14 protein-coding genes and 1 pseudogene are annotated in these 19762 nt (G+C 73.0%); 8 read left to right on the top strand and 7 right to left on the bottom strand.

Annotation, left to right across the window (positions count from 1 at the left end):
• A pseudogene (locus tag AB0D66_RS25695) lies at positions 1-625 on the bottom strand (hypothetical protein); the annotation flags it as partial.
• A gap of 173 nt (positions 626-798) precedes the next feature.
• Between AB0D66_RS25695 and AB0D66_RS25700 the strand changes: the two are divergent.
• Entirely contained in the window at positions 799-3786 is a 2988-nt protein-coding gene (locus tag AB0D66_RS25700) for a bifunctional [glutamine synthetase] adenylyltransferase/[glutamine synthetase]-adenylyl-L-tyrosine phosphorylase (protein ID WP_362307960.1), read from the top strand.
• 96 nt (positions 3787-3882) lie between these two features.
• On the opposite strand, the gene AB0D66_RS25705 is transcribed toward AB0D66_RS25700, so the two are convergent.
• Together AB0D66_RS25705 and AB0D66_RS25710 are read right to left on the bottom strand one after the other, a co-directional pair.
• Positions 3883-4917 (bottom strand): hypothetical protein, encoded by a 1035-nt coding sequence (locus AB0D66_RS25705; RefSeq protein WP_362307963.1) that lies wholly within the window; start codon positions 4915-4917, stop codon positions 3883-3885.
• The gene (locus tag AB0D66_RS25710; protein WP_362307966.1) at positions 4914-5447 is read right to left on the bottom strand and encodes a SigE family RNA polymerase sigma factor; all 534 of its coding nucleotides are present in this window, start codon (positions 5445-5447) and stop codon (positions 4914-4916) included. Before AB0D66_RS25710 ends, AB0D66_RS25705 begins: the two co-directional genes overlap by 4 nt.
• Before the next feature lie 272 nt (positions 5448-5719).
• Between AB0D66_RS25710 and AB0D66_RS25715 the strand changes: the two genes are divergently transcribed.
• Positions 5720-7306, top strand: coding sequence for an amidohydrolase (locus tag AB0D66_RS25715; protein ID WP_362307969.1), 1587 nt, complete (start codon positions 5720-5722; stop codon positions 7304-7306).
• A gap of 106 nt (positions 7307-7412) precedes the next feature.
• Here AB0D66_RS25715 and AB0D66_RS25720 read toward each other — a convergent pair whose 3' ends face one another.
• The 3 genes from AB0D66_RS25720 to AB0D66_RS25730 all read right to left on the bottom strand — a co-directional run bounded on the left by AB0D66_RS25720 (position 7413) and on the right by AB0D66_RS25730 (position 11064).
• Complete coding sequence (locus AB0D66_RS25720) at positions 7413-8312, bottom strand: phosphatase PAP2 family protein (protein WP_362307972.1); 900 nt, start codon at positions 8310-8312, stop codon at positions 7413-7415.
• A gap of 74 nt (positions 8313-8386) precedes the next feature.
• A complete protein-coding gene (locus AB0D66_RS25725; protein WP_362307975.1) occupies positions 8387-9427 on the bottom strand; it encodes a LacI family DNA-binding transcriptional regulator in 1041 nt (346 codons plus the stop codon).
• A gap of 26 nt (positions 9428-9453) precedes the next feature.
• Entirely contained in the window at positions 9454-11064 is a 1611-nt protein-coding gene (locus AB0D66_RS25730; protein WP_362307978.1) for a glycoside hydrolase family 13 protein, read from the bottom strand.
• A gap of 222 nt (positions 11065-11286) precedes the next feature.
• On the opposite strand from AB0D66_RS25730, the gene AB0D66_RS25735 reads away from it, so the two are divergent.
• The 5 genes from AB0D66_RS25735 to AB0D66_RS25755 are packed head-to-tail and all read left to right on the top strand — an operon-like array spanning position 11287 to position 17096.
• The gene (locus AB0D66_RS25735; protein WP_362307981.1) at positions 11287-12561 is read left to right on the top strand and encodes an extracellular solute-binding protein; all 1275 of its coding nucleotides are present in this window, start codon (positions 11287-11289) and stop codon (positions 12559-12561) included.
• Between the two features lie 7 nt (positions 12562-12568).
• Positions 12569-13597 carry a sugar ABC transporter permease gene (locus tag AB0D66_RS25740; protein ID WP_362307984.1) on the top strand — a complete coding sequence of 343 codons (1029 nt, stop codon included), beginning with the start codon at positions 12569-12571 and terminating at the stop codon, positions 13595-13597.
• Between the two features lie 2 nt (positions 13598-13599).
• Complete coding sequence (locus AB0D66_RS25745; protein ID WP_362307987.1) at positions 13600-14448, top strand: carbohydrate ABC transporter permease; 849 nt, start codon at positions 13600-13602, stop codon at positions 14446-14448.
• A gap of 51 nt (positions 14449-14499) precedes the next feature.
• A complete protein-coding gene (locus AB0D66_RS25750; protein ID WP_362307990.1) occupies positions 14500-16089 on the top strand; it encodes a glycoside hydrolase family 13 protein in 1590 nt (529 codons plus the stop codon).
• A complete protein-coding gene (locus AB0D66_RS25755) occupies positions 16077-17096 on the top strand; it encodes a LacI family DNA-binding transcriptional regulator (protein WP_362307993.1) in 1020 nt (339 codons plus the stop codon). The genes AB0D66_RS25750 and AB0D66_RS25755 overlap by 13 nt, the downstream gene beginning before the upstream one ends.
• A 75-nt stretch (positions 17097-17171) precedes the next feature.
• Here the strand turns inward: AB0D66_RS25755 and AB0D66_RS25760 are convergent, their stop codons facing one another.
• Positions 17172-17765 (bottom strand): hypothetical protein, encoded by a 594-nt coding sequence (locus AB0D66_RS25760; protein ID WP_362307995.1) that lies wholly within the window; start codon positions 17763-17765, stop codon positions 17172-17174.
• 233 nt (positions 17766-17998) lie between these two features.
• On the opposite strand from AB0D66_RS25760, the gene AB0D66_RS25765 reads away from it, so the two are divergent.
• Positions 17999-19705 (top strand): carbohydrate-binding module family 20 domain-containing protein, encoded by a 1707-nt coding sequence (locus AB0D66_RS25765; protein ID WP_362307998.1) that lies wholly within the window; start codon positions 17999-18001, stop codon positions 19703-19705.
• Positions 19706-19762 lie beyond the last annotated feature (57 nt).

The raw sequence follows: 19762 nt of genomic DNA on the forward strand, positions 1-19762 counted from the left end.
GGCCGGGGTGCCAAGCTGCCGGGAGCGAGGGTTCGGCGTGGTGGCCGGGGTGCCAGGCTGCGGCAGCCTGAGCCTCGGTCTGGTGGCCGGGCCGGGCTGCCGCCGGTGCGGCTTCGGCCGGGTGGCCGTGCCAGGTCCCTGTGGTGTGGGTCTCGTGCGGGTGGCCGGGGTGCCAAGCTGCCGGGAGCGAGGGTTCGGCGTGGTGGCCGGGGTGCCAGGCTGCGGCAGCCTGAGCCTCGGTCTGGTGGCCGGGCCGGGCGGCCGTCGGTGCGGCTTCGGCCGGGTGGCCGGGGTGCCAGGCTGCCGCGGGTGAGGCTTCGGCCGGGTGGCCGGGGTGCCAGGCTGCCGCGGGTGAGGCGTCGGCCGGGTGGCCGGGGTGCCAGGCTGCCGCGGGTGAGGCGTCGGCCGGGTGGCCGGGGTGCCAGGCTGCGGCAGCCTGAGGCTCGGTCTGGTGGCCGGGCCAGGCGGCCGTCGGTGCGGCTTCGGCCGGGTGGCCGGGGTGCCAGGGTTCCGGAGTCGCGGGCTCGTCGGTGGGGGGCTGCTGGCCGGGCCGGGGCTGCCGTGCGCTCGGGGTCCGCTCCGGGGCCGGCCAGGGCGGGCCGGAGGGCGGGCGGGCGTCGGGCATGGGGCTCCTCGCGGCCGGTCGGGGCGGGGACCGGGCCCCATCACGCCATAAGTCTTCGGATAATCCGATAAGCCAGCTCATGGTACGTGCCGGTGAGTCGAACGCCTGCTCCGGCTAGGCTCACCTGGAGGTACGCCAGGGCAGTGGCAGCGACGACCGCGGGAGGCGGCGGGATGACAGTCCCGGGACGCAGGAGCAGCACCTTCATCCGGCTGCTCCGCAGCGGGTTCACCGACCCCTCGGCCGCCGCCCGGCTGCTCGACGCCGACGCGCTGGCCTCCGTACGCGCCGACCCCGTGCTCCTCGACGCCCTCGGCGCCACCGCGGATCCCGACCTCGCCCTCCTCGGACTGGTCCGGCTCGCCGAGGCGCAGCCGCCCGAGGAGCTGTCCCGGCTCCTCGACACCCTGGTCAGCGCCAAGCCGCTGCGCGACCGCCTCCTCGGCGTGCTCGGCGCCTCCGAGGCGCTCGGCGACCACCTCGCCCGCCACCCCCGCGACTGGCACGCCCTCGTCACCTACGAGGCCGCCGACCTGCACCCCGGGCTCCCCGAGTTCGAGCGCGGCCTCGCCGACGCCCACGACCCCGTCGCCCTGCGCGTGTCCTACCGCCGCTGCCTGCTCTCCATCGCCGCCCGCGACGTCTGCGGCACCATAGACATCGCCCAGACCGCCGCCGAGCTCGCCGACCTCGCCACCGCCACCCTCCGCGCGGCCCTGCGCATCGCGAGCGCCGCCGCCCCCGAGGACGCCGCCCAGTGCCGCCTCGCCGTCATCGCGATGGGCAAGTGCGGCGGCAACGAGCTCAACTACGTCTCCGACGTCGACGTCATCTTCGTCGGGGAGGCCACCAGCGGCACCGACGAGGGCAAGGGCCTCCAGGCCGCCACCCGGCTGGCCTCCCACCTCATGCGGATCTGCTCCGAGACCACCGTCGAGGGCACCATCTGGCCCGTCGACGCCAACCTCCGCCCCGAGGGCAGAAACGGTCCGCTCGTGCGGACCCTCTCCTCCCACCTCGCCTACTACCAGCGCTGGGCCAAGACCTGGGAGTTCCAGGCCCTCCTCAAGGCCCGCGCCGTCGCCGGGGACCCGGACCTCGGCGCGCAGTACATCGAGGCCATAAGCCCCCTGGTCTGGCAGGCCGCCGAACGCGAGAACTTCGTCGCCGACGTCCAGAAGATGCGCCGCCGCGTCGTCGACAACATCCCCGCCGCCCAGGTCGACCGCGAGCTCAAACTCGGCCCCGGCGGCCTGCGCGACGTCGAGTTCGCCGTCCAGCTGCTCCAGCTCGTACACGGCCGCAGCGACCACACCCTGCACTCCGGCACCACCCTCGACGCCCTGCACGCGCTCGCCGCCGGCGGCTACGTCGGCCGCGCCGACGCGGCCCAGCTGCACGACGCCTACCGCTTCCTGCGGACCATGGAGCACCGCATCCAGCTCTACCGGCTGCGCCGCACCCACCTCGTCCCCGAGGACGAGCAGGACCTGCGCCGGCTGGGCCGCTCCATGGGCCTGCGCACCGAACCCGTCGCCGAACTCAACAAGGCCTGGCGCCGCCACGCCTCCGTCGTGCGCCGCCTGCACGAGAAGCTCTTCTACCGGCCGCTCCTCGACGCCGTCGCCCAGCTCACCCCCGGCGAGACCCGGCTCTCCCCGCGCGCCGCCGGCCAGCGCCTCGAAGCCCTCGGCTACGCCGACCCGGTCGCGGCCCTGCGCCACCTCGAGGCCCTGGCCTCCGGCGTCACCCGCAAGGCCGCCATCCAGCGCACCCTGCTCCCGGTCATGCTCGGCTGGTTCGCCGACTCCGCCGACCCGGACGCCGGGCTGCTCGGCTTCCGCAAGGTCTCCGACGCCCTCGGCAAGACCCCCTGGTACCTGCGACTGCTGCGCGACGAGGGAGCCGCCGCCGAGAACCTCGCCCGCGTCCTGTCCGCCGGCCGGCTCGCCCCCGACCTGCTGATGCGCGCCCCCGAGGCCGTCGCCCTGCTCGGCGACCCCGAAGGCCTCCAGCCCCGCACCCACGAGGCGCTGGAGCAGGAGGTCCTGGCCGCCGTCGGCCGCGCCGAGACCCCCGAGGCCGGCGTCGCCGCCGCCCGCGGGGTCCGCCGCCGCGAGCTGTTCCGTACCACCGCGGCCGACATCATCCGCTCGTACGGCACGGAGGACAGCCCGGCCGAGGAGGACGCCGGAGCCCTCGTCGACCGGGTCGGCGGAGCCGTCTCCGACCTCACCGCCGCCACCGTCGCGGGCGCCCTGCGCGCCGCCGTCGGCTCCCAGTGGGGCGAGACCCTGCCCACGCGGTTCGCCGTCATCGGCGTCGGCCGCTTCGGCGGACACGAACTGGCCTACGGATCCGACGCCGACGTCCTGTTCGTCCACGAACCCCGCGAGGGCGTCGACGAACAGGAAGCGGCGAAGGCCGCCCAGACCGTCATCGCCGAGATGCGCCGGCTGCTCCAACTGCCCACCGCCGACCCGCCGCTGCTCATCGACGCCGACCTGCGCCCCGAGGGCCGCTCCGGCCCGCTCGTGCGCACCCTGTCCTCGTACGCCGCGTACTACCGGCGCTGGTCCCTGACCTGGGAGAGCCAGGCCCTGCTGCGGGCCGAACCGGTCGCGGGCGACACCGACCTGGGCCGGCGCTTCATCGAGCTGGTCGACCCGCTGCGCTACCCGGTGGAAGGCCTCGGCGAGGACGCCGTACGGGAGATCCGCCGGCTCAAGGCCCGGATGGAATCGGAGCGGCTGCCGCGCGGCGCCGACCCGACCCTGCACACCAAACTGGGCCGCGGCGGCCTCAGCGACGTCGAGTGGACCGTCCAGCTGATCCAGATGCAGCACGCCTGGGCCGAACCGGGCCTGCGCACCACCCGCACCCGCGAAGCCCTCGCGGCCGCCCACGCGGCCGGGCTGATCCCGACCGAGGAGGCGCAGATCCTGGACGAGGCCTGGATCCTGGCCACCCGGGTCCGCAACGCCGTGATGCTGGTCCGCGGCCGCGCCGGGGACACCTTCCCCTCCGAGGCCCGCGAACTGGCGGCGGTGGGCCGCTACCTCGGCTACGCGGAGGGCACGGTCGGCGAGATGCTGGACGACTACCGCCGCATCACGCGCCGCGCCCGCGCGGTGGTGGACGAGCTGTTCTACGGGGCGTAGGGCGCGGCGCGGGGCCGCCGGGACCCGCGTGGTTCTGCGGGGGACCTCGCCGCCGACCCCTGTACGGCGGCGAGGCCCCCCACACCCTCCACCCCGCTAGGGGATGGCCTTGTCGTGGTGCTTGTCCTGGTCGGAGTCGTAGAGCTGCTTGCCCTGGGCGTCGTAGCCCCTGATCCGCGGCGTCTTGGTGACGGCCTGTTCCAGGACTCCGGTGGCGGCGAACCAGCCGCGGTCGACGGCGGCTTCGACGGTGGCGCCGCCGTAGCTGACGGTCACCCGGGTCACCCCGGCGTCGACGGTGCCGATGCTGCCCCAGCGGAAGGGCAGCTTCCAGGGGCCCTCGCCGCTCAGGCGCTGGAGATAGAGCTTGCCCGCGTTCATGTCGGGGACGACGGGACCGTTCTCGGGATCCGAGTCGCCGCCCATCGAGATGTTCGAGCCGCTCGCCTGGCCGTCCTTGACGCTGCAGATGATCCGGGTCGGCACGGGGGCGTCCCGGACGGCCACGATGTACTGGCCGTCGCCCGGGGAGTTGTCGTTGCCGGTGCTGCGGTGCGCGAGCAGGATCCGGTACTGGGCAGCCTCGCCCAGCTTCGCCGGCGGGGACCCCGAGACGCCGTTGCCCGGAGCCTCGGGGCCGAGGCACTGCTCCAGCCCGGCGGCCGCCTCCTTCATGGTGATGCCGTCGGCGAGCTGCCCGGGCGTGGCCGGGGCCGCGGGCCCGCCGGGCGGCTCGGGCGAGGGCGGCGCCGTACTCGCCGCCGGCCCGCCGCCGCCCACGGACACCCGCTCCGCCGGCCCGCCGCCCGCGCCGCTGCCGGAGAAGGCGATGGCCGTGGCCGGTACGACGGTCAGCGCGATCAGGGCCGCCCCGGCCACCGCGAGCCTGCGCCGCCGCTCCGCGCGGCCCTGCCGGACGATCGCCGGATACGGCACGGCGGCGGGGCGCACGGAGGCCGCGTCCCGGGCCATCCAGTCCCGCAGCTCCAGCTCGAAGGCCCCCTGCCCGTCCGGTCCGTCCTGCCCGTCCGGTCCGTCCTGCCCGTCCGGTCCGTCCCGCTCGGCCTGCCCCTGCGGCCCGCGCTGCGGGTCCTGCTTCGCGCCCCGCTCGTCGTCCTCCCGCCCGTTCACCGGCAGGCCCCCTGTCGCGTCTCGTTCGTCGTCGTGACCGCGCCCAGCCCGGGCCAGGCGCGCAGTTTCGCCAGGGCCTTGGACGCCTGGCTCTTGACGGTGCCGGGGGAGCAGCCGAGGACGTCCGCGGTCTCCGCTTCGGAGAGGTCCTCCCAGTACCGCATGACCACGACCGCCCGCTGCCGGGCGGGCAGTTGGGCCAGTGCCTCCATCAGCGCGTCGCGCTCGTCGGCCCGGGCCACCGCGTTGTCGCGGACCGAGGTGTCCGGCACGGAGTCCGTCAGCCGCTCGGCGACCCGGCGCTTGCGGAACCGGTCGCTATTGCACGTGACGAGCATCCGGCGCACGTACGCCTCCGGGCTGTCCATGCGCGACACGCGCCGCCACGACCGGTACGCCTTGGCGAGCGCGCTCTGGGTCACGTCCTCCGCATCGTGCGGATCCCCCGTCAGCAGATACGCGGTCCGCACCAGATGACTCCAGCGTGCGGCCACGAACGCCTGGAACTGGGCTTCTTGCTCGGCCTGCATCGGCACCCCCTTCGCCCTCTTGACCACCGCCCGGCCGGATTCGGTTGCCCGCACAGGAGAACAATCTCGGGGCGGGCCCCCGCGGGCCCCCGCGGGCCCCCGCGGGCCCCCGCGGGCCCCCGCGGGCCCCCGCGGGCCCCCGGCCACGGCGCCCGCCTCCTCCCTCGCCCCTCCCTCCGCCGCCCCCGGGCCCCGACCCGGCACGATGGGCCCGAGGCGCCCCGCCCGCCCGAGGCCCAGCCCGCCGCCCCCGCCCCCGAAGGAGCCGTTCCGTGCCCGCTGCCGACACCGTCCTCACCGGAGCCCGCGTCCGCACCCTCGACCCCGACCGCCCCGAGGCCCGTGCCGTCGCCGTCCGGGACGGGCGGATCGCCGCCGTCGGCGACGAGGCCGACGTACGGGACTGGCGCGGCCCCGGCACCGAGGTGATCGACCTCGCCGGCGCCACCCTCACCCCCGGCCTCACCGATGCCCACAGCCACCCCGTCTGGGGCATCGAGACGGCCACCGGCACCGACCTCTCCGCCGTACGGGACACCGACCGGCTGCGGGCCGTGCTGCGGACCGCCGAGCGCACCAAGGGGTGGGTCGTCGGCCACGGCCTCGACCACAACGCCTTCGGCGGACAGCCCGTCGACCGGGCCCTGATCGAGGACGCCCTGGACGGCGCCCCCGCCTTCCTGCGCCTCTACGACGGCCACTCCGCCCTCGCGAGCGGCGCGGCCCTGGCCGCCGCCGGCATCACCGGGCCGCGCGCCTTCGCCCAGCGCTCCGCCATCGTCTGCGACCCCTCCGGCCGCCCCACCGGACACCTCGTCGAGCACGCCGCGATGGCGCTGGTCGGAGCCCTGGTGCCGCAGCCCGCGCCCGCCGAGCGCCGCGCCCGCCTCGTCGCCCTCCTGGACGCCATGGCCGCCACCGGACTGACCGGCGCCCACGTCATGGACCTCGGCGACGGCGACGTACCGGCCCTCCTCGCGACCGTCGAGTACGAGGGCCACCTGCCCCTGCGGCTCCGGCTGGCCCCCTGGTGCATGCCGGGCGCGGACGACGGGGAACTCGCCTGGCTGATCGGGCTCCAGGGCCTGGCCGGCCGCCACTGGCAGGTCGGCGGCGTGAAGTTCTTCATGGACGGCACCGTGGAGGGCGGCACCGCCTGGCTGGAGCACGCCGACTGCCACGGCCAGGGCACCGAGGCCTTCTGGCCCGACCCGCGCGACTACGCCCGCGCCGTGCGGGTGCTCGACGCGGCCGGGGTGCGCACCGCGACCCACGCCATCGGCGACGCCGCGGTCCGCCACGTCCTGGACACGGTCGCCGCCCTCGGCGGGCAGGCCCGCATGCGGCACCGGATCGAGCACATCGAGACCGTCCCCGACGACCAGCTGAAGCGGTTCGCGGAGCTCGGGGTGATCGCCTCGATGCAGCCGCCGCACGCCGCGTACACCCGCGCCGACCACACCGACGAGTGGTCCAGGAGGCTGGGGGAGGACCGGGCCGGGCGTGCCTGGCGCTGCCGGGACCTGCGGGACGCGGGAGCCGTCCTCGCGCTCGGCTCCGACTGGCCCATCGCCCACTACGACGCCCGCCAGGTGCTCGTGGCCGCCCGCAGCCCGCTCGGCGCGGCCTCGGCCGGACCCGCCCTGACCGGGCTGATGGCCCTGGAGGGCATGACCTCGCACGCGGCGCTCGCGGCCGGGGAGGAGCAGGTGGCGGGCCGGATCGCGGCCGGCCGGCGGGCGGACCTGACGGCCTTCGCGCTGGACCCGGTCACGGCGGGGGTGGACGAGCTGGCGGGGGCCCCGGTCCGCCTCACGATGTCCGGCGGGCGCGTCACGCACCGGGAGGAGGGGGCCTGAAGGAGCCGGGGAGGGGGCCTGAAGGGGCCAAGGGAGGGCCTGAAAGAGCCGGGGAGGGGGCCTGAAGGGGCCGGGTAGGGCCTGAGAGAGCCGGGGGAGGGGGCGGCTAGCGTCGGAAACGGTTCACGAGCGCTGCCGCCGGGTGCGGCCCCGCGTACAGGGGGTGGCGCGGCAGCCGGTGCGGGAGCGAGCCGAACCAGGCCCGCGAGGCGGTGTAGCCGAAGGCCAGGCAGAGCAAGCCGCCCACGGCGTCGAGCCAGAAGTGGTTGGCGGTGGCCACGATCACGACGAGGGTCGCCGCCGGGTAGAGCAGGCCCAGGATCCGGGCCCAGGGGGCGGAGGCGACCGCGAAGATCGTCAGCCCGCACCAGAGCGACCACCCTATGTGCATGGACGGCATCGCGGCGTACTGGTTCGACATGTTCTTGAGGTTCCCCGAGGCCATCGAGCCCCAGGTGTGGTGGACCAGCACGGTGTCCACGAAGTTCTGCCCGTTCATCAGCCGGGGCGGCGCGAGCGGGTACAGGTAGTAGCCGACCAGGGCGACGCCCGTGGTGGCGAAGAGGACCAGGCGGGTGGCGGCGTACCGCCCGGGATGGAAACGGTAGATCCACACGAGCACGCCGATGGTCACGATGAAGTGGAGCGTGGCGTAGTAGTAGTTCATGCCCACGACCAGCCACGTCACGGAGTTCACCGCGTGGTTGACCGTCTGCTCCACGGCGATGCCCAGGCTCCGCTCGGCGTTCCAGATCCAGTCGGCGTTCGCCAGCGCGGCCGCCTTCTGCTCGGGGACCGCGTTGCGGATCAGCGAGTAGGTCCAGTAGCTGACCGCGATCAGCAGGATCTCGAACCAGATCCGCGGGCGTCGCGGGCTGCGCAACCGGGCCAGGAGGGTGCGCTCGGGCCCCGTCCGGACCTCACTCCCGGTCACGGGGGGTGACGCGACGTCCGTCCCGGGGGTGCCCCCGGCGGTTTCCAGTGTCTTCACGCTCGCTTCACCCATGGGGAGAGAGTCTGCCAGATGCGATCTCGCCTCCGATCATCCCTCGGGACGGTCTTCGGCGCCTGCGCTCCGACCTACGGACGAGTCCGGCCCCGAGCCTGCCCGGGGCCGGAGGCAGTGGAGCCCCGGACCACCAGTTCGGGCAGGAAGACGAATTCGCTGTGCGGGGCCGGCGTACCGCCGATCTCCTCCAGCAGGGTCCTGACCGCGGCCTGTCCCATGGCCTGCACCGGCTGCCGGATGGTGGTGAGCGGCGGATCGGTGAACGCTATGAGCGGGGAGTCGTCGAAGCCGACGACCGACACGTCCTGCGGCACCCGCAGCCCCCGCTGCCGGGCGGCGCGGATCGCGCCGAGCGCCATCATGTCGCTCGCGCACACCACCGCCGTGCAGCCCCGCGAGATCAGTGCGGCCGCGGCGGCCTGGCCGCCCTCCAGCGTGTAGAGGGAGTGCTGGACCAGCTCCTCGGTCTCCTCCTCGCCGAGCCCGAGCCGCTCCTTCATCCCGAGCCGGAAGCCCTCGATCTTGCGGACCACCGGCACGAAGCGCTTGGGCCCGACGGCGAGGCCGATCCGGGTGTGCCCGAGCGCCGTCAGGTGGGTGACCGCGAGCTGCATCGCCGCGCGGTCGTCGGGGGAGACGAAGGGCGCCTGCACCTTGTCGGAGAAGCCGTTGATGAGGACGTACGGGACGCCCTGGCCGCGCAGTTGGTCGTAGCGGCCCATGTCGGCGGTCGTGTCGGCGTGCAGCCCGGAGACGAAGATGATGCCGGAGACCCCGCGGTCGACGAGCATCTCGGTCAGCTCGTCCTCGGTGGACCCGCCGGGCGTCTGCGTGGCCAGGACGGGCGTGTATCCCTGGCGGGTCAGCGCCTGGCCGATGACCTGGGCGAGCGCCGGGAAGATGGGGTTGTCCAGTTCGGGGGTTATCAGCCCGACGAGTCCCGCGCTGCGCTGGCGCAGCCGTACGGGCCGTTCGTAGCCGAGTACGTCGAGCGCGGCCAGCACGGATTCACGGGTGCCCGCGGCCACACCGGGCTTGCCGTTGAGCACGCGGCTGACTGTGGCTTCGCTGACCCCCGCTTGGGCTGCGATGTCGGCTAGCCGTGCGGTCACGGGATTGGACTGTACCGGTCGCACGTTCAGATTGCCCACCACGTGCACGAGTCCGGTGGCAGCAGTACGGTGCGGCCGTCCGTCTCGACGGGGGCGCTGGACAGGACGGGACGTCCGGGCGCGGGCAGTTCGACCGCGGCGGGCCGGCTGTTGAGGGTGCAGGCGAGGCCGGGCCGGGTGAAGAGGAGCACGCCCTCGGGCGCGGGCAGCCAGGTCAGCGGGCCCGCGTCCGGGGAGCCGAGGCCGGGCAGGGCCCGGCGCAGTTCCAGGGCGGCGCGGTAGAGCTCGAGGGTGGAGTGCGGATCGCCGGTCTGCGCGGCGACGCTCATGCCGCCCCAGCCGGCGGGCTGCGGCAGCCAGGCACCGCCCGGCCCGAAGCCGTACGGGGGCCGGTCGCCGGACCAGGGCAGCGGCACCCGGCAGCCGTCGCGCAGTCCGTCCTGTCCGGCGGTGCGCAGGAAGGCCGGGTCGCGGCGGACCTCGGCCGGGAGGTCGGCCACCTCGGGCAGGCCCAGCTCCTCGCCCTGGTAGACGTACGCCGACCCGGGCAGGGCCAGCATCAGCAGGGCGGCGGCCCGGGCCCGGGCCAGGCTGCCGTAGCGGGTGCGGTGGCGGACCACGTCGTGGTTGGACAGCACCCAGGTGGTGGGCGCCCCGACCGAGGCGGTGGCGGCCAGGGACTCGTCGATGACGGTCCGCATGGCGGCGGCGTCCCACGGGCAGTTCAGGAAGCGGAAGTTGAAGGCCTGGTGCAGTTCGTCGGGGCGGACGTAGAGGGCGAGGCGCTCGGAGGTCGGCGCCCATGCCTCGGCGACGCCGATGCGCGGGCCCTCGTAGGAGTCGAGGAGCCGGCGCCAGGTGCGGTGGATCTCGTGGACCCCGTCCTGGTCGAAGAAGGGGAGCGGCTGCGTGCCGATGAGGGTGGCCTGGGCGCCGCGGCCGATGTCGGGCAGGCCGGCGGCCTTGACCATGCCGTGGGCCACGTCCACGCGGAAGCCGTCGACGCCGAGGTCCAGCCAGAAGCGCAGCACGGAGGCGAACTCGGCGGCGACCTCCGGATGCTCCCAGTCCAGGTCGGGCTGCTCGGGGGCGAAGAGGTGGAGGTACCAGGAGCCGTCCTCGACGCGGGTCCAGGCGGGGCCGCCGAAGACGGACTCCCAGTCGTTGGGCGGCTGGGCGCCGCCGGGGCCCCGGCCGGGGTGGAAGTGGTAGCGCGCCCGGGCCCGCGGGTCCCCGGCGCGGGCGGCCCGGAACCAGGCGTGCTGCTCGGAGGTGTGGTTCGGCACCACGTCCACGATGATCCGCAGTCCGAGCGCGTGTGCGGCCCGTACGAGGTCGTCGGCGTCGGAGAGGTCCCCGAAGAGCGGGTCGACGGCCCGGTAGTCGGCGACGTCGTAGCCGCCGTCGGCCTGCGGGGAGACGTAGAAGGGGGTGAGCCACACGGCGTCGACCCCCAGCCGGGCCAGGTGCGGGAGCCGTTCGCGGACCCCGCGCAGGTCCCCGACGCCGTCGCCGTCGCTGTCCGCGAAGGACCTCACGTACACCTGGTAGATGACGGCATCGCGCCACCAGCCGGTGCTCGCGGCGGCGTTGCTGGAAGCGTTTGCAAGCTGGACGGCCGTCGACTCATGGGTCATATCGGGGTCAACGCGAGCAGACGCCCCCTGGTTGCGGGCCCGGGAGGGAGAAGGTGAGGCGAACCAACAGCAAGCTGCGGCCACCGTACGGACACACGGATGTAACGATCGGCCCGTCTTGCAGAAAATTGCCGCAAGGGCTTTCGGTCTTCTTTCAGCCTTGTTACGTTCCTGGCAACTCGGGACCGCGAGGGCGCGGCCGGGATCATCGAAGGAGTTCATATGCGGCGTGGCATAGCGGCCACCGCGCTGGTCGCGGCCCTGGCGCTCGCGGCGACGGCTTGCGGTGGTGACACCAAGGACGACAGCGGCGAGACCAAGACCGGTGGCGAACTGTCCGGCACCGTCACCTGGTGGGACACGTCGAACGACGCCGAGAAGGCCAGCTTCCAGAAGATCGCCGAGGCGTTCACCGCGAAGCACCCGAAGGTGACCGTCAAGTACGTCAACGTCCCGTACGGCGACGCGCAGAACAAGGTCAAGAACGCCTTCAGCAGCGGTTCCGACGCCCCCGACGTGATCCGCGCCGACGTCGGCTGGGTCGCCGACTTCGCCTCGCTGGGCTACCTCGACGAGGTCCCGGCGGAGACGGCGAAGAAGGTCGACGCCGAGTTCCTCCCGCAGGCCGCGGCCAGCGGCAAGTACGAGGGCAAGACCTACGCGGTACCGCAGGTCATCGACACCCTCGGCCTCTTCTACAACAAGAAGATGCTCGCCGACGCCGGCGTCCAGCCCCCCAAGACGCTCGAGGAGCTGAAGACGGCCGCCGCGGCCATCAAGGCGAAGAGCGGCAAGGCCGGGCTCTACCTGCGCGGCGACGACTCCTACTGGTTCCTCCCGCTGATCTACGGCGAGGGCGGCGACCTGGTCGACGCGAAGACCAAGACGGTCACCGTCGACAACGAGGCGGGCGTCAAGGCCTTCAAGACCGCCCGCGACCTGGTCACCTCGGGCGCGGCGGTCACCAACGCCACCGACGGCTGGACCAACATGCAGACGGCCTTCAAGTCCGGCGAGGCCGCCATGATGATCAACGGTCCGTGGGCCGTCGCCGACACCTACGCCGGCGACCAGTTCAAGGACAAGGCCAACCTCGGCGTCGCCGCCGTCCCGGCCGGCTCGGTCAAGGCGGGCGCCCCGCAGGGCGGCCACGACCTCGGCGTCTACGCCGGTTCGAAGAACCGCGACGCGGCCCACGCCTTCGTCGAGTACATGACCTCGCAGGAGGTCCAGGTGCAGTCGGCCAAGGAGCTCAGCCTGCTCCCCACCCGCACCGCCGCCTACGAGCAGCCCGACGTGAAGAGCAGCGAGATGGTGCAGTTCTTCAAGCCGGCCGTGGACAAGGCCGTCGAGCGCGCCTGGATCCCGGAGAACGGCTCCCTCTTCGAGCCGCTGAAGGTCGAGTACACCAAGGCGATCACCGGAGCCTCGAGCCCCGAGGACGCCGCCAAGGCGGCCGGCGCCGAGTTCCGCAAGATCCTCAAGGGTTGGAAGTAACGACAAGATGGCTGCTCACACCAGCCAGTCGGTGGCGAAGGCCGCGGGTGACGACGTCCACAAGGACGTCGCCGCCCGCGGCCGGAGCCGCAGGACTGACAGCGGGAACAGAGGCGGACTGAGGCGCGCCCTCGCCACCCACTGGTACGCCTGGGCGATGATCGCCCCGGTGGTGCTCGTCCTCGGCGTGATCATCGGCTGGCCGCTGATCCGGGGCATCTACCTGTCGCTGACCGACGCCAACGAGCGCAACGTCTCGCGCACCATCGGCGCCCGGCACATCGAGGCCACGTACGAGTTCGTCGGACTCGACAACTACGCGGCCGTGCTCAGCGACCCGGTGTTCCTGCAGCGGCTGGTGTGGACGGTGGTGTGGACCGTCGCGTGCGTGTCCATCACCTTCACGCTCGGCCTGGTCCTGGCCAACATGCTCAACCGGAACTTCCGGGGCCGCGCCGCCTACCGGATGGCGCTCATCCTGCCCTGGGCCGTCCCCGGCTTCGTCTCCGTCTTCGCCTGGCGGTTCCTCTTCAACCGCGACAACGGCATCCTCAACAAGATCCTCGACGGCGGCGGCATCGCCGCCGTCCCGTGGCTCGACGACCCGACCTGGGCCAAGTTCTCGGTCGTCGCCGTCAACGTCTGGCTCGGCGTCCCCTTCATGATGGTCGCCCTGCTCGGCGGACTGCAGTCCATCCCCGGCGAGCTCTACGAGGCCGCCGAGATGGACGGCGCGAGCGCCTGGCAGCGGTTCCGGCACATCACCCTGCCCGGCCTGCGCGCCGTGAGCATGACGGTGATCCTGCTCTCCACCATCTGGACCTTCAACATGTTCCCGGTGATCTTCCTGCTCACCCGGGGCGGACCAGGGGACTCCACCGAGATCCTGGTGACCCAGGCCTTCCGCGAGGCGTTCGTGGCGAGCCCGCGCGACTTCGCCGGCTCCGCCACCTGGGGCGTCCTGATCCTCGCCCTGCTCATGATCTTCGCGCTGGTCTACCGGCGCTCGCTGCGCAAGCAGGGAGAGGTGTGGTGACCATGTCCGCGAACACCGCCCGTACCCGGGGCAGCCGTTCCCCGCTCGCCTCGTTCGGCCTGCACGCGACCCTGCTCGCGGCGTCCGTCATCGCCGTCTTCCCGGTGCTGTGGATCCTGCTGACCTCGCTCAAGCCGGCCGAGCACGCGATCAGCACGGACTTCGTCAAGCAGCCGACGCTCGGCAACTACGCGTACCTGCTGGAGCAGAGCCACTTCCTCAGCTGGTTCGCGAACTCCGTCCTGGTCGCCGGCGTCACCACCGTCCTCGGTGTGTTCATCGCCGCCACCACCGGGTACGCGGTCAGCCGGTTCAAGTTCCCCGGCATGAAGCCGCTCATGTGGACCCTGCTCGTCACGCAGATGTTCCCGATGGCCATCCTCATCGTGCCGCTCTACAACCTGATGGGCGACCTCGGGCTGCTCAACCAGCCCGTCGGCCTGATCATCACCTACCTCACCATCGCCGTGCCGTTCTGCGCCTGGATGATGAAGGGCTTCTTCGACACCATCCCGGTGGAGATCGACGAATCCGGCCGCGTCGACGGGCTCAACCCCTTCGGCACCTTCTGGCGGCTGATCCTGCCGCTCGCCAAGCCCGGCCTCGCCGTCACCGGCTTCTACGCCTTCATCACCGCCTGGGGCGAAGTCGCCTACGCCTCCGCCTTCATGGTCGGCGAGGAGAACCTCACCCTGGCCGGCGGACTGCAGACCTTCGTCACCCAGTACACCTCCAACTGGGGTGCGATGAGCGCCGCCTCGGTCCTCATCGCCATCCCCGCGGCGATCTTCTTCGTCTTCGCCCAGCGTCACCTCGTCGCCGGGATGACGGCAGGCGCCACCAAGGGCTGACCACCCGTGCCTGCCCCCTCCCACCCCCGGCCCGATCTCTCCAAGGACGACATGACCCAGCACCTCGCCGACGCACTCCCCACCTCCACCGGCACCCAGCCCGGCTGGTGGAGAGAAGCGGTGATCTACCAGGTCTATCCGCGCAGCTTCGCCGACTCCAACGGGGACGGCATGGGGGACCTCGAAGGCATCCGCAGCCGCCTGCCCTACCTCAAGGAACTGGGCGTCGACGCCGTCTGGCTGAGCCCGTTCTACGCCTCCCCGCAGGCCGACGCGGGCTACGACGTCGCCGACTACCGGGCCATCGACCCGATGTTCGGCACCCTGCACGACGCCGACGCCGTCATCCGCGAGGCACACGCCCTGGACCTGCGCATCATCGTCGACCTCGTCCCCAACCACTGCTCCGACCAGCACGAATGGTTCAAGCAGGCGCTGCGCGAAGGCCCCGGCACCCCGCTGCGCGAGCGCTTCCACTTCCGGCCGGGGCAGGGCACCTCCGGCGAGCTGCCGCCCAACGACTGGGAGTCGATCTTCGGCGGCCCCGCCTGGACCCGCGTCGCCGACGGCGAGTGGTACCTGCACCTCTTCGCGCCCGAGCAGCCCGACTTCAACTGGGAACACCCCGCCGTACAGGACGAGTTCCGCTCCATCCTGCGGTTCTGGCTCGACCTCGGCGCCGACGGCTTCCGCATCGACGTCGCCCACGGCCTGGTCAAGGCCCCCGGCCTGCCCGACCTCGGCCGCGACGAGCAGCTCAAGCTGCTCGGCAACCAGGTACTGCCCTTCTTCGACCAGGACGGGGTCCACGAGATCTACCGCTCCTGGCGGCGGGTCCTCGACGAGTACGCGGGCGACCGCATCGGCGTCGCCGAAGCGTGGACCCCGAGCGCCGACCGCACCGCGCTCTACCTGCGCCCCGACGAGCTGCACCAGGCCTTCAACTTCCACTACCTGAACACCGGCTGGGACGCGCAGGCGCTGCGCGCCGCCATCGACGACTCGCTCGACTCGATGCGGCCGGTGGGCGCGCCGACGACGTGGGTGCTGTCGAACCACGACGTGGTCCGCCACCGCACCCGCTTCGGCAGCCTGGCCCGGGCCCGGGCCGCCGCCCTGCTGATGCTGGCCCTGCCCGGGTCGGCGTACGTCTACCAGGGCGAGGAGCTGGGCCTGCCCGAGGTGGTGGACCTCCCCGACGAGGTCCGCCAGGACCCCTCCTTCTTCAAGGCGAACGGCCAGGACGGGCTGCGCGACGGCTGCCGCGTCCCGATCCCGTGGTCCGGCGACGAGGCCCCGTACGGCTTCGGCAGCGGAGGCAGCTGGCTGCCGCAGCCGGCCGAGTGGGCGGGCCTGAGCGTCGCGGCGCAGACCGGTGACCCCGCGTCCACGCTGGAGCTCTACCGGGCGGCCCTGCGGATCCGCCGCGCGCACGCGGACCTGGGCGCGGGCGACGCCGTGGAGTGGCTGGCCGCCCCGGAGGGGGTGCTCGCGTTCCGCCGCGGCGGCTTCGTCTGCACGGTCAACACGACCGGCGAGGCAGTACGCCTCCCGGCCGCGGGCACCGTGCTGCTCGCCAGCGGCGACATAGCCGAGCCCGACGTGCTGCCCGCCGACACCGCGGTGTGGTGGCAGGGGTGACTTCCCCGCTGCGGCTGACGGACATCGCCGCGCAGGCCCGGGTCAGCGAGGCGACCGTCAGCCGTGTGCTCAACGGCAAGTCGGGCGTGGCGGCCGGCACCCGGCACAAGGTGCTGGCCGCGCTCGACCTGCTGGGCTACGAGCGGCCGGTGCGGCTCAAGCGGCGCAGCAACGGCCTCGTGGGGCTGCTGATCCCGGAGCTGACCAACCCCATCTTCCCGGCGTTCGCGCAGGTCATCGAGCAGGCGCTGGCCGGGCACGGGTACACCCCGGTGCTGTGCACGCAGACACCGGGCGGGGCCACCGAGGACGAGCTGGTGGAGCAGCTGGAGGAACGCGGGGTCACGGGCATCGTGTTCCTGTCGGGCCTGCACGCGGACGCCCACGCCGACCCGTCGCGCTACCAGCGCCTCGCGGCGCGCGGCACTCCCTTCGTCCTGATCAACGGCTTCAACGAGCAGGTGAACGCGCCGTTCATCTCCCCGGACGACCGGGCCGCCGCCGACATGGCGGTGCGGCACCTGGAGGACCTGGGGCACCACAGGATCGGGCTGGCGATCGGGCCGACGCGGTACGTGCCGTCGGCCCGCAAGGAGCAGGGCTTCGTGGCCGCCTGCCCGTCCGCGGAGGCGGAGGGCCTGATCCAGCGCACCCTGTTCACGGTGGAGGGCGGCCACGCGGCGGGCGGCGCCCTGCTGGACCGGGGCTGCACGGGCGTGGTGTGCGGGAGCGACCCGATGGCGCTCGGCGTCATACGGGCGGCGCGCGAGCGGGGGCTGCGGGTGCCGGAGGACGTGTCGGTGGTCGGCTTCGACGACTCGCCGCTGATCGCCTTCACCGATCCGCCGCTGACGACGGTCCGCCAGCCGGTCCGCGCGATGGCGACGGCGGCGGTCGGAGCCCTGCTGGAGGCGGTGGCCGGCACCCCGGTCCAGCGCACGGAGTACGTCTTCCAGCCGGAACTGGTGGTGAGGGGCTCTACGGCGCAGGCGCCGGGGGTGGGGTGAGGGGCCCCCTACGGGCGCAGGCGCAGGCGCAGGCTCAGGTGAGGGGCGAGGGGGCCTGATCTCCGTTGGTGCTGCTCAGGGAGAGCCGTGGCGTTCGGCGAGCAGCTGCTTGCGATGGCGGCTGCGGCGGAAGGCGGTGACGAGGACGGTGACGGCGCAGATGGTGATTCCGAGGATGGGGAGGGCGATGGCCAGTACCAGCCGCCCCGCGAGTGCGAGAAAGCCTCCGTCGTCCCCGATGGCGTACTGAGAGGATGCCTGGGACGAACAGGTGACCTGATAGTCGCCTGCTCGTGGCACCTCGATGGTGTAGAGCGGATTCCAGGTCTCGTCACGGGTGAGGAACACGTCGACTCCCGGATCGGTGAGACCGGGGCCGCCCGGCCCGGTGATGCTGCACTCCGGGTCGGCGGACGGGCCGAATTCCTCGTCCCTGATCCAGATGGCCTTCTCGCCACCCGGCTCGAGCCGAAGGGTGACGATGTCGCCGTTGGCGAACCGATGGCCGGTGTCCACCGCGTCGATCGCGTCGCTGAACCGGAAAGCGCCGATGGCCACGCCCATCACGAGGAGCACGACGGCGATCGCGCCCGCTGTGGCATACCGGCGACGGCTGGGCCGGAGTTCGTCTGCCGGTATCTGCGGCGGTGGGAAGGGCTTCACGAGCACACCCTAGATCGTCCTTCCCGGCCGATCGTGGGCGGTCACGATGTCGGTTGCCGTGGCGGCCTTCCTCCGGTGTGCGCTGACCCGGGGGGACATTACCCAGGTGGTGGCGGGGGCGGCCCCGCGAGGACACGTCGGGGAAACAATTCTGCAATCTCTTGCGCAAGGTCTTGCAGGGGCGGGTTTCGGCCCCTACGGTCGCGTGCAATCCCCACCTCTCCGCCAGGAGGCCCCACATGCCCCCCACCCGCAGAGCGTTGGCGGCTGTCGCCGTCGGCGCGCTCGCCGCCGCCACCCTCACCGCGCAGGCACCGCAGGCGCAGGCCGCGCCCCCCGGCACCAAGGACGTCACCGCCGTTCTGTTCGAGTGGCGGTTCGATGCGGTGGGCAAGGCCTGCACCGGCAGCCTGGGGCCCGCCGGTTACGGGTACGTCCAGGTCTCGCCCCCGCAGGAGCACATCCAGGGGTCCCAGTGGTGGACCTCCTACCAGCCCGTCAGCTACAAGATCGCCGGACGGCTCGGGGACCGGGCCGCCTTCAAGGCCATGGTCGACACCTGCCACGCCGCCGGCGTGAAAGTCGTCGCCGACTCCGTCATCAACCACATGGCCGCCGGGAACGGGACGGGGACCGGGGGGAGTCCGTACACGAAGTACGGCTATCCGGGCATCTACTCCGGCTCCGACATGGACGACTGCCGGGCGGTCATCTCCAACTACCAGGACAAGGCCAACGTGCAGAACTGCGAGCTCGTGCAGCTGGCCGATCTGGACACCGGTGAGGACTACGTGCGGGGGCGGATCGCCGGCTATCTGAACGACCTGCTGTCACTGGGCGTCGACGGGTTCCGGATCGACGCCGCCAAGCACATGCCCGCCGCCGATTTGGCCGACATCAAGTCCCGGCTGAGCAATCCCGGCGCCTACTGGAAGCTGGAGGCCATCCACGGCGCCGGCGAGGCCGTCTCGCCGAGCGAGTACCTCGGCAGCGGGGACGTGCAGGAGTTCCGGTACGCGCGGGACCTGAAGCGGGTCTTCCAGAACGAGAACCTGGCCCACCTGAAGAACTTCGGGGAGGCCTGGGGGTACATGCCCGGCGGGCAGTCCGCCGTCTTCGTCGACAACCACGACACCGAGCGCGGCGGGGACACCCTCAGCTACAAGGACGGCGCGCACTACACCCTCGCCAACGTGTTCATGCTGGCCTGGCCCTACGGCTCCCCGGACGTGCACTCCGGCTACGAGTGGACCGACAAGGACGCCGGCCCGCCCAACGGCGGAGCGGTGAGCGCCTGTTACGCGGACGGCTGGAAGTGCCAGCACGCCTGGCGCGAGATCTCCTCCATGGTCGGCTTCCGGAACGCGGCGCGCGGTCAGGGCGTCACGAACTGGTGGGACGACGGAGCGGACCGGATCGCCTTCGGGCGCGGCACCAAGGCGTACGTGGCGATCAACCACGAGGCGGGCGCCCTGACCCGCACCTTCCAGACCTCCCTCCCGGGCGGCGACTACTGCGACGTGCAGAGCGGGCGGGTGGTCAACGTGAGCTCCGGCGGCCAGTTCACCGCCACGCTCGGCGCGGGCACCGCGCTCGCCCTGCACGCCGGCGCCCGCACCTGCTCCGGCGGTACGACGCCCCCGCCGCCGGCGGCCTCGGGCGCCTCCTTCGCCGTCAACGCCACCACCGTGCCCGGCCAGGACATCCACGTCACCGGCGACCGCCCCGAGCTCGGCTCGTGGAACACCGGCGGCGCGCTCAAGCTCGACCCCGCCTCCTACCCCGTGTGGAAGCTCGACGTCACCCTCCCGCCCGGCACGTCCTTCGCGTACAAGTACGTCCGCAAGGACGCCTCCGGGAACGTCACGTGGGAGAGCGGAGCCAACCGCACGGCCACCGTTCCCGCGAGCGGCAAGGTCGCACTGAGCGACACCTGGCGCAACTGACCCGTCCCCCCTGGTCCAGGGCTGCCCGGCATCCATCCTCCCCGCCACGCCGGGCAG

The sequence above is a fragment of the Streptomyces sp. NPDC048270 genome (genome assembly GCF_040652335.1).
In the GTDB taxonomy this organism is placed as follows: domain Bacteria; phylum Actinomycetota; class Actinomycetes; order Streptomycetales; family Streptomycetaceae; genus Streptomyces.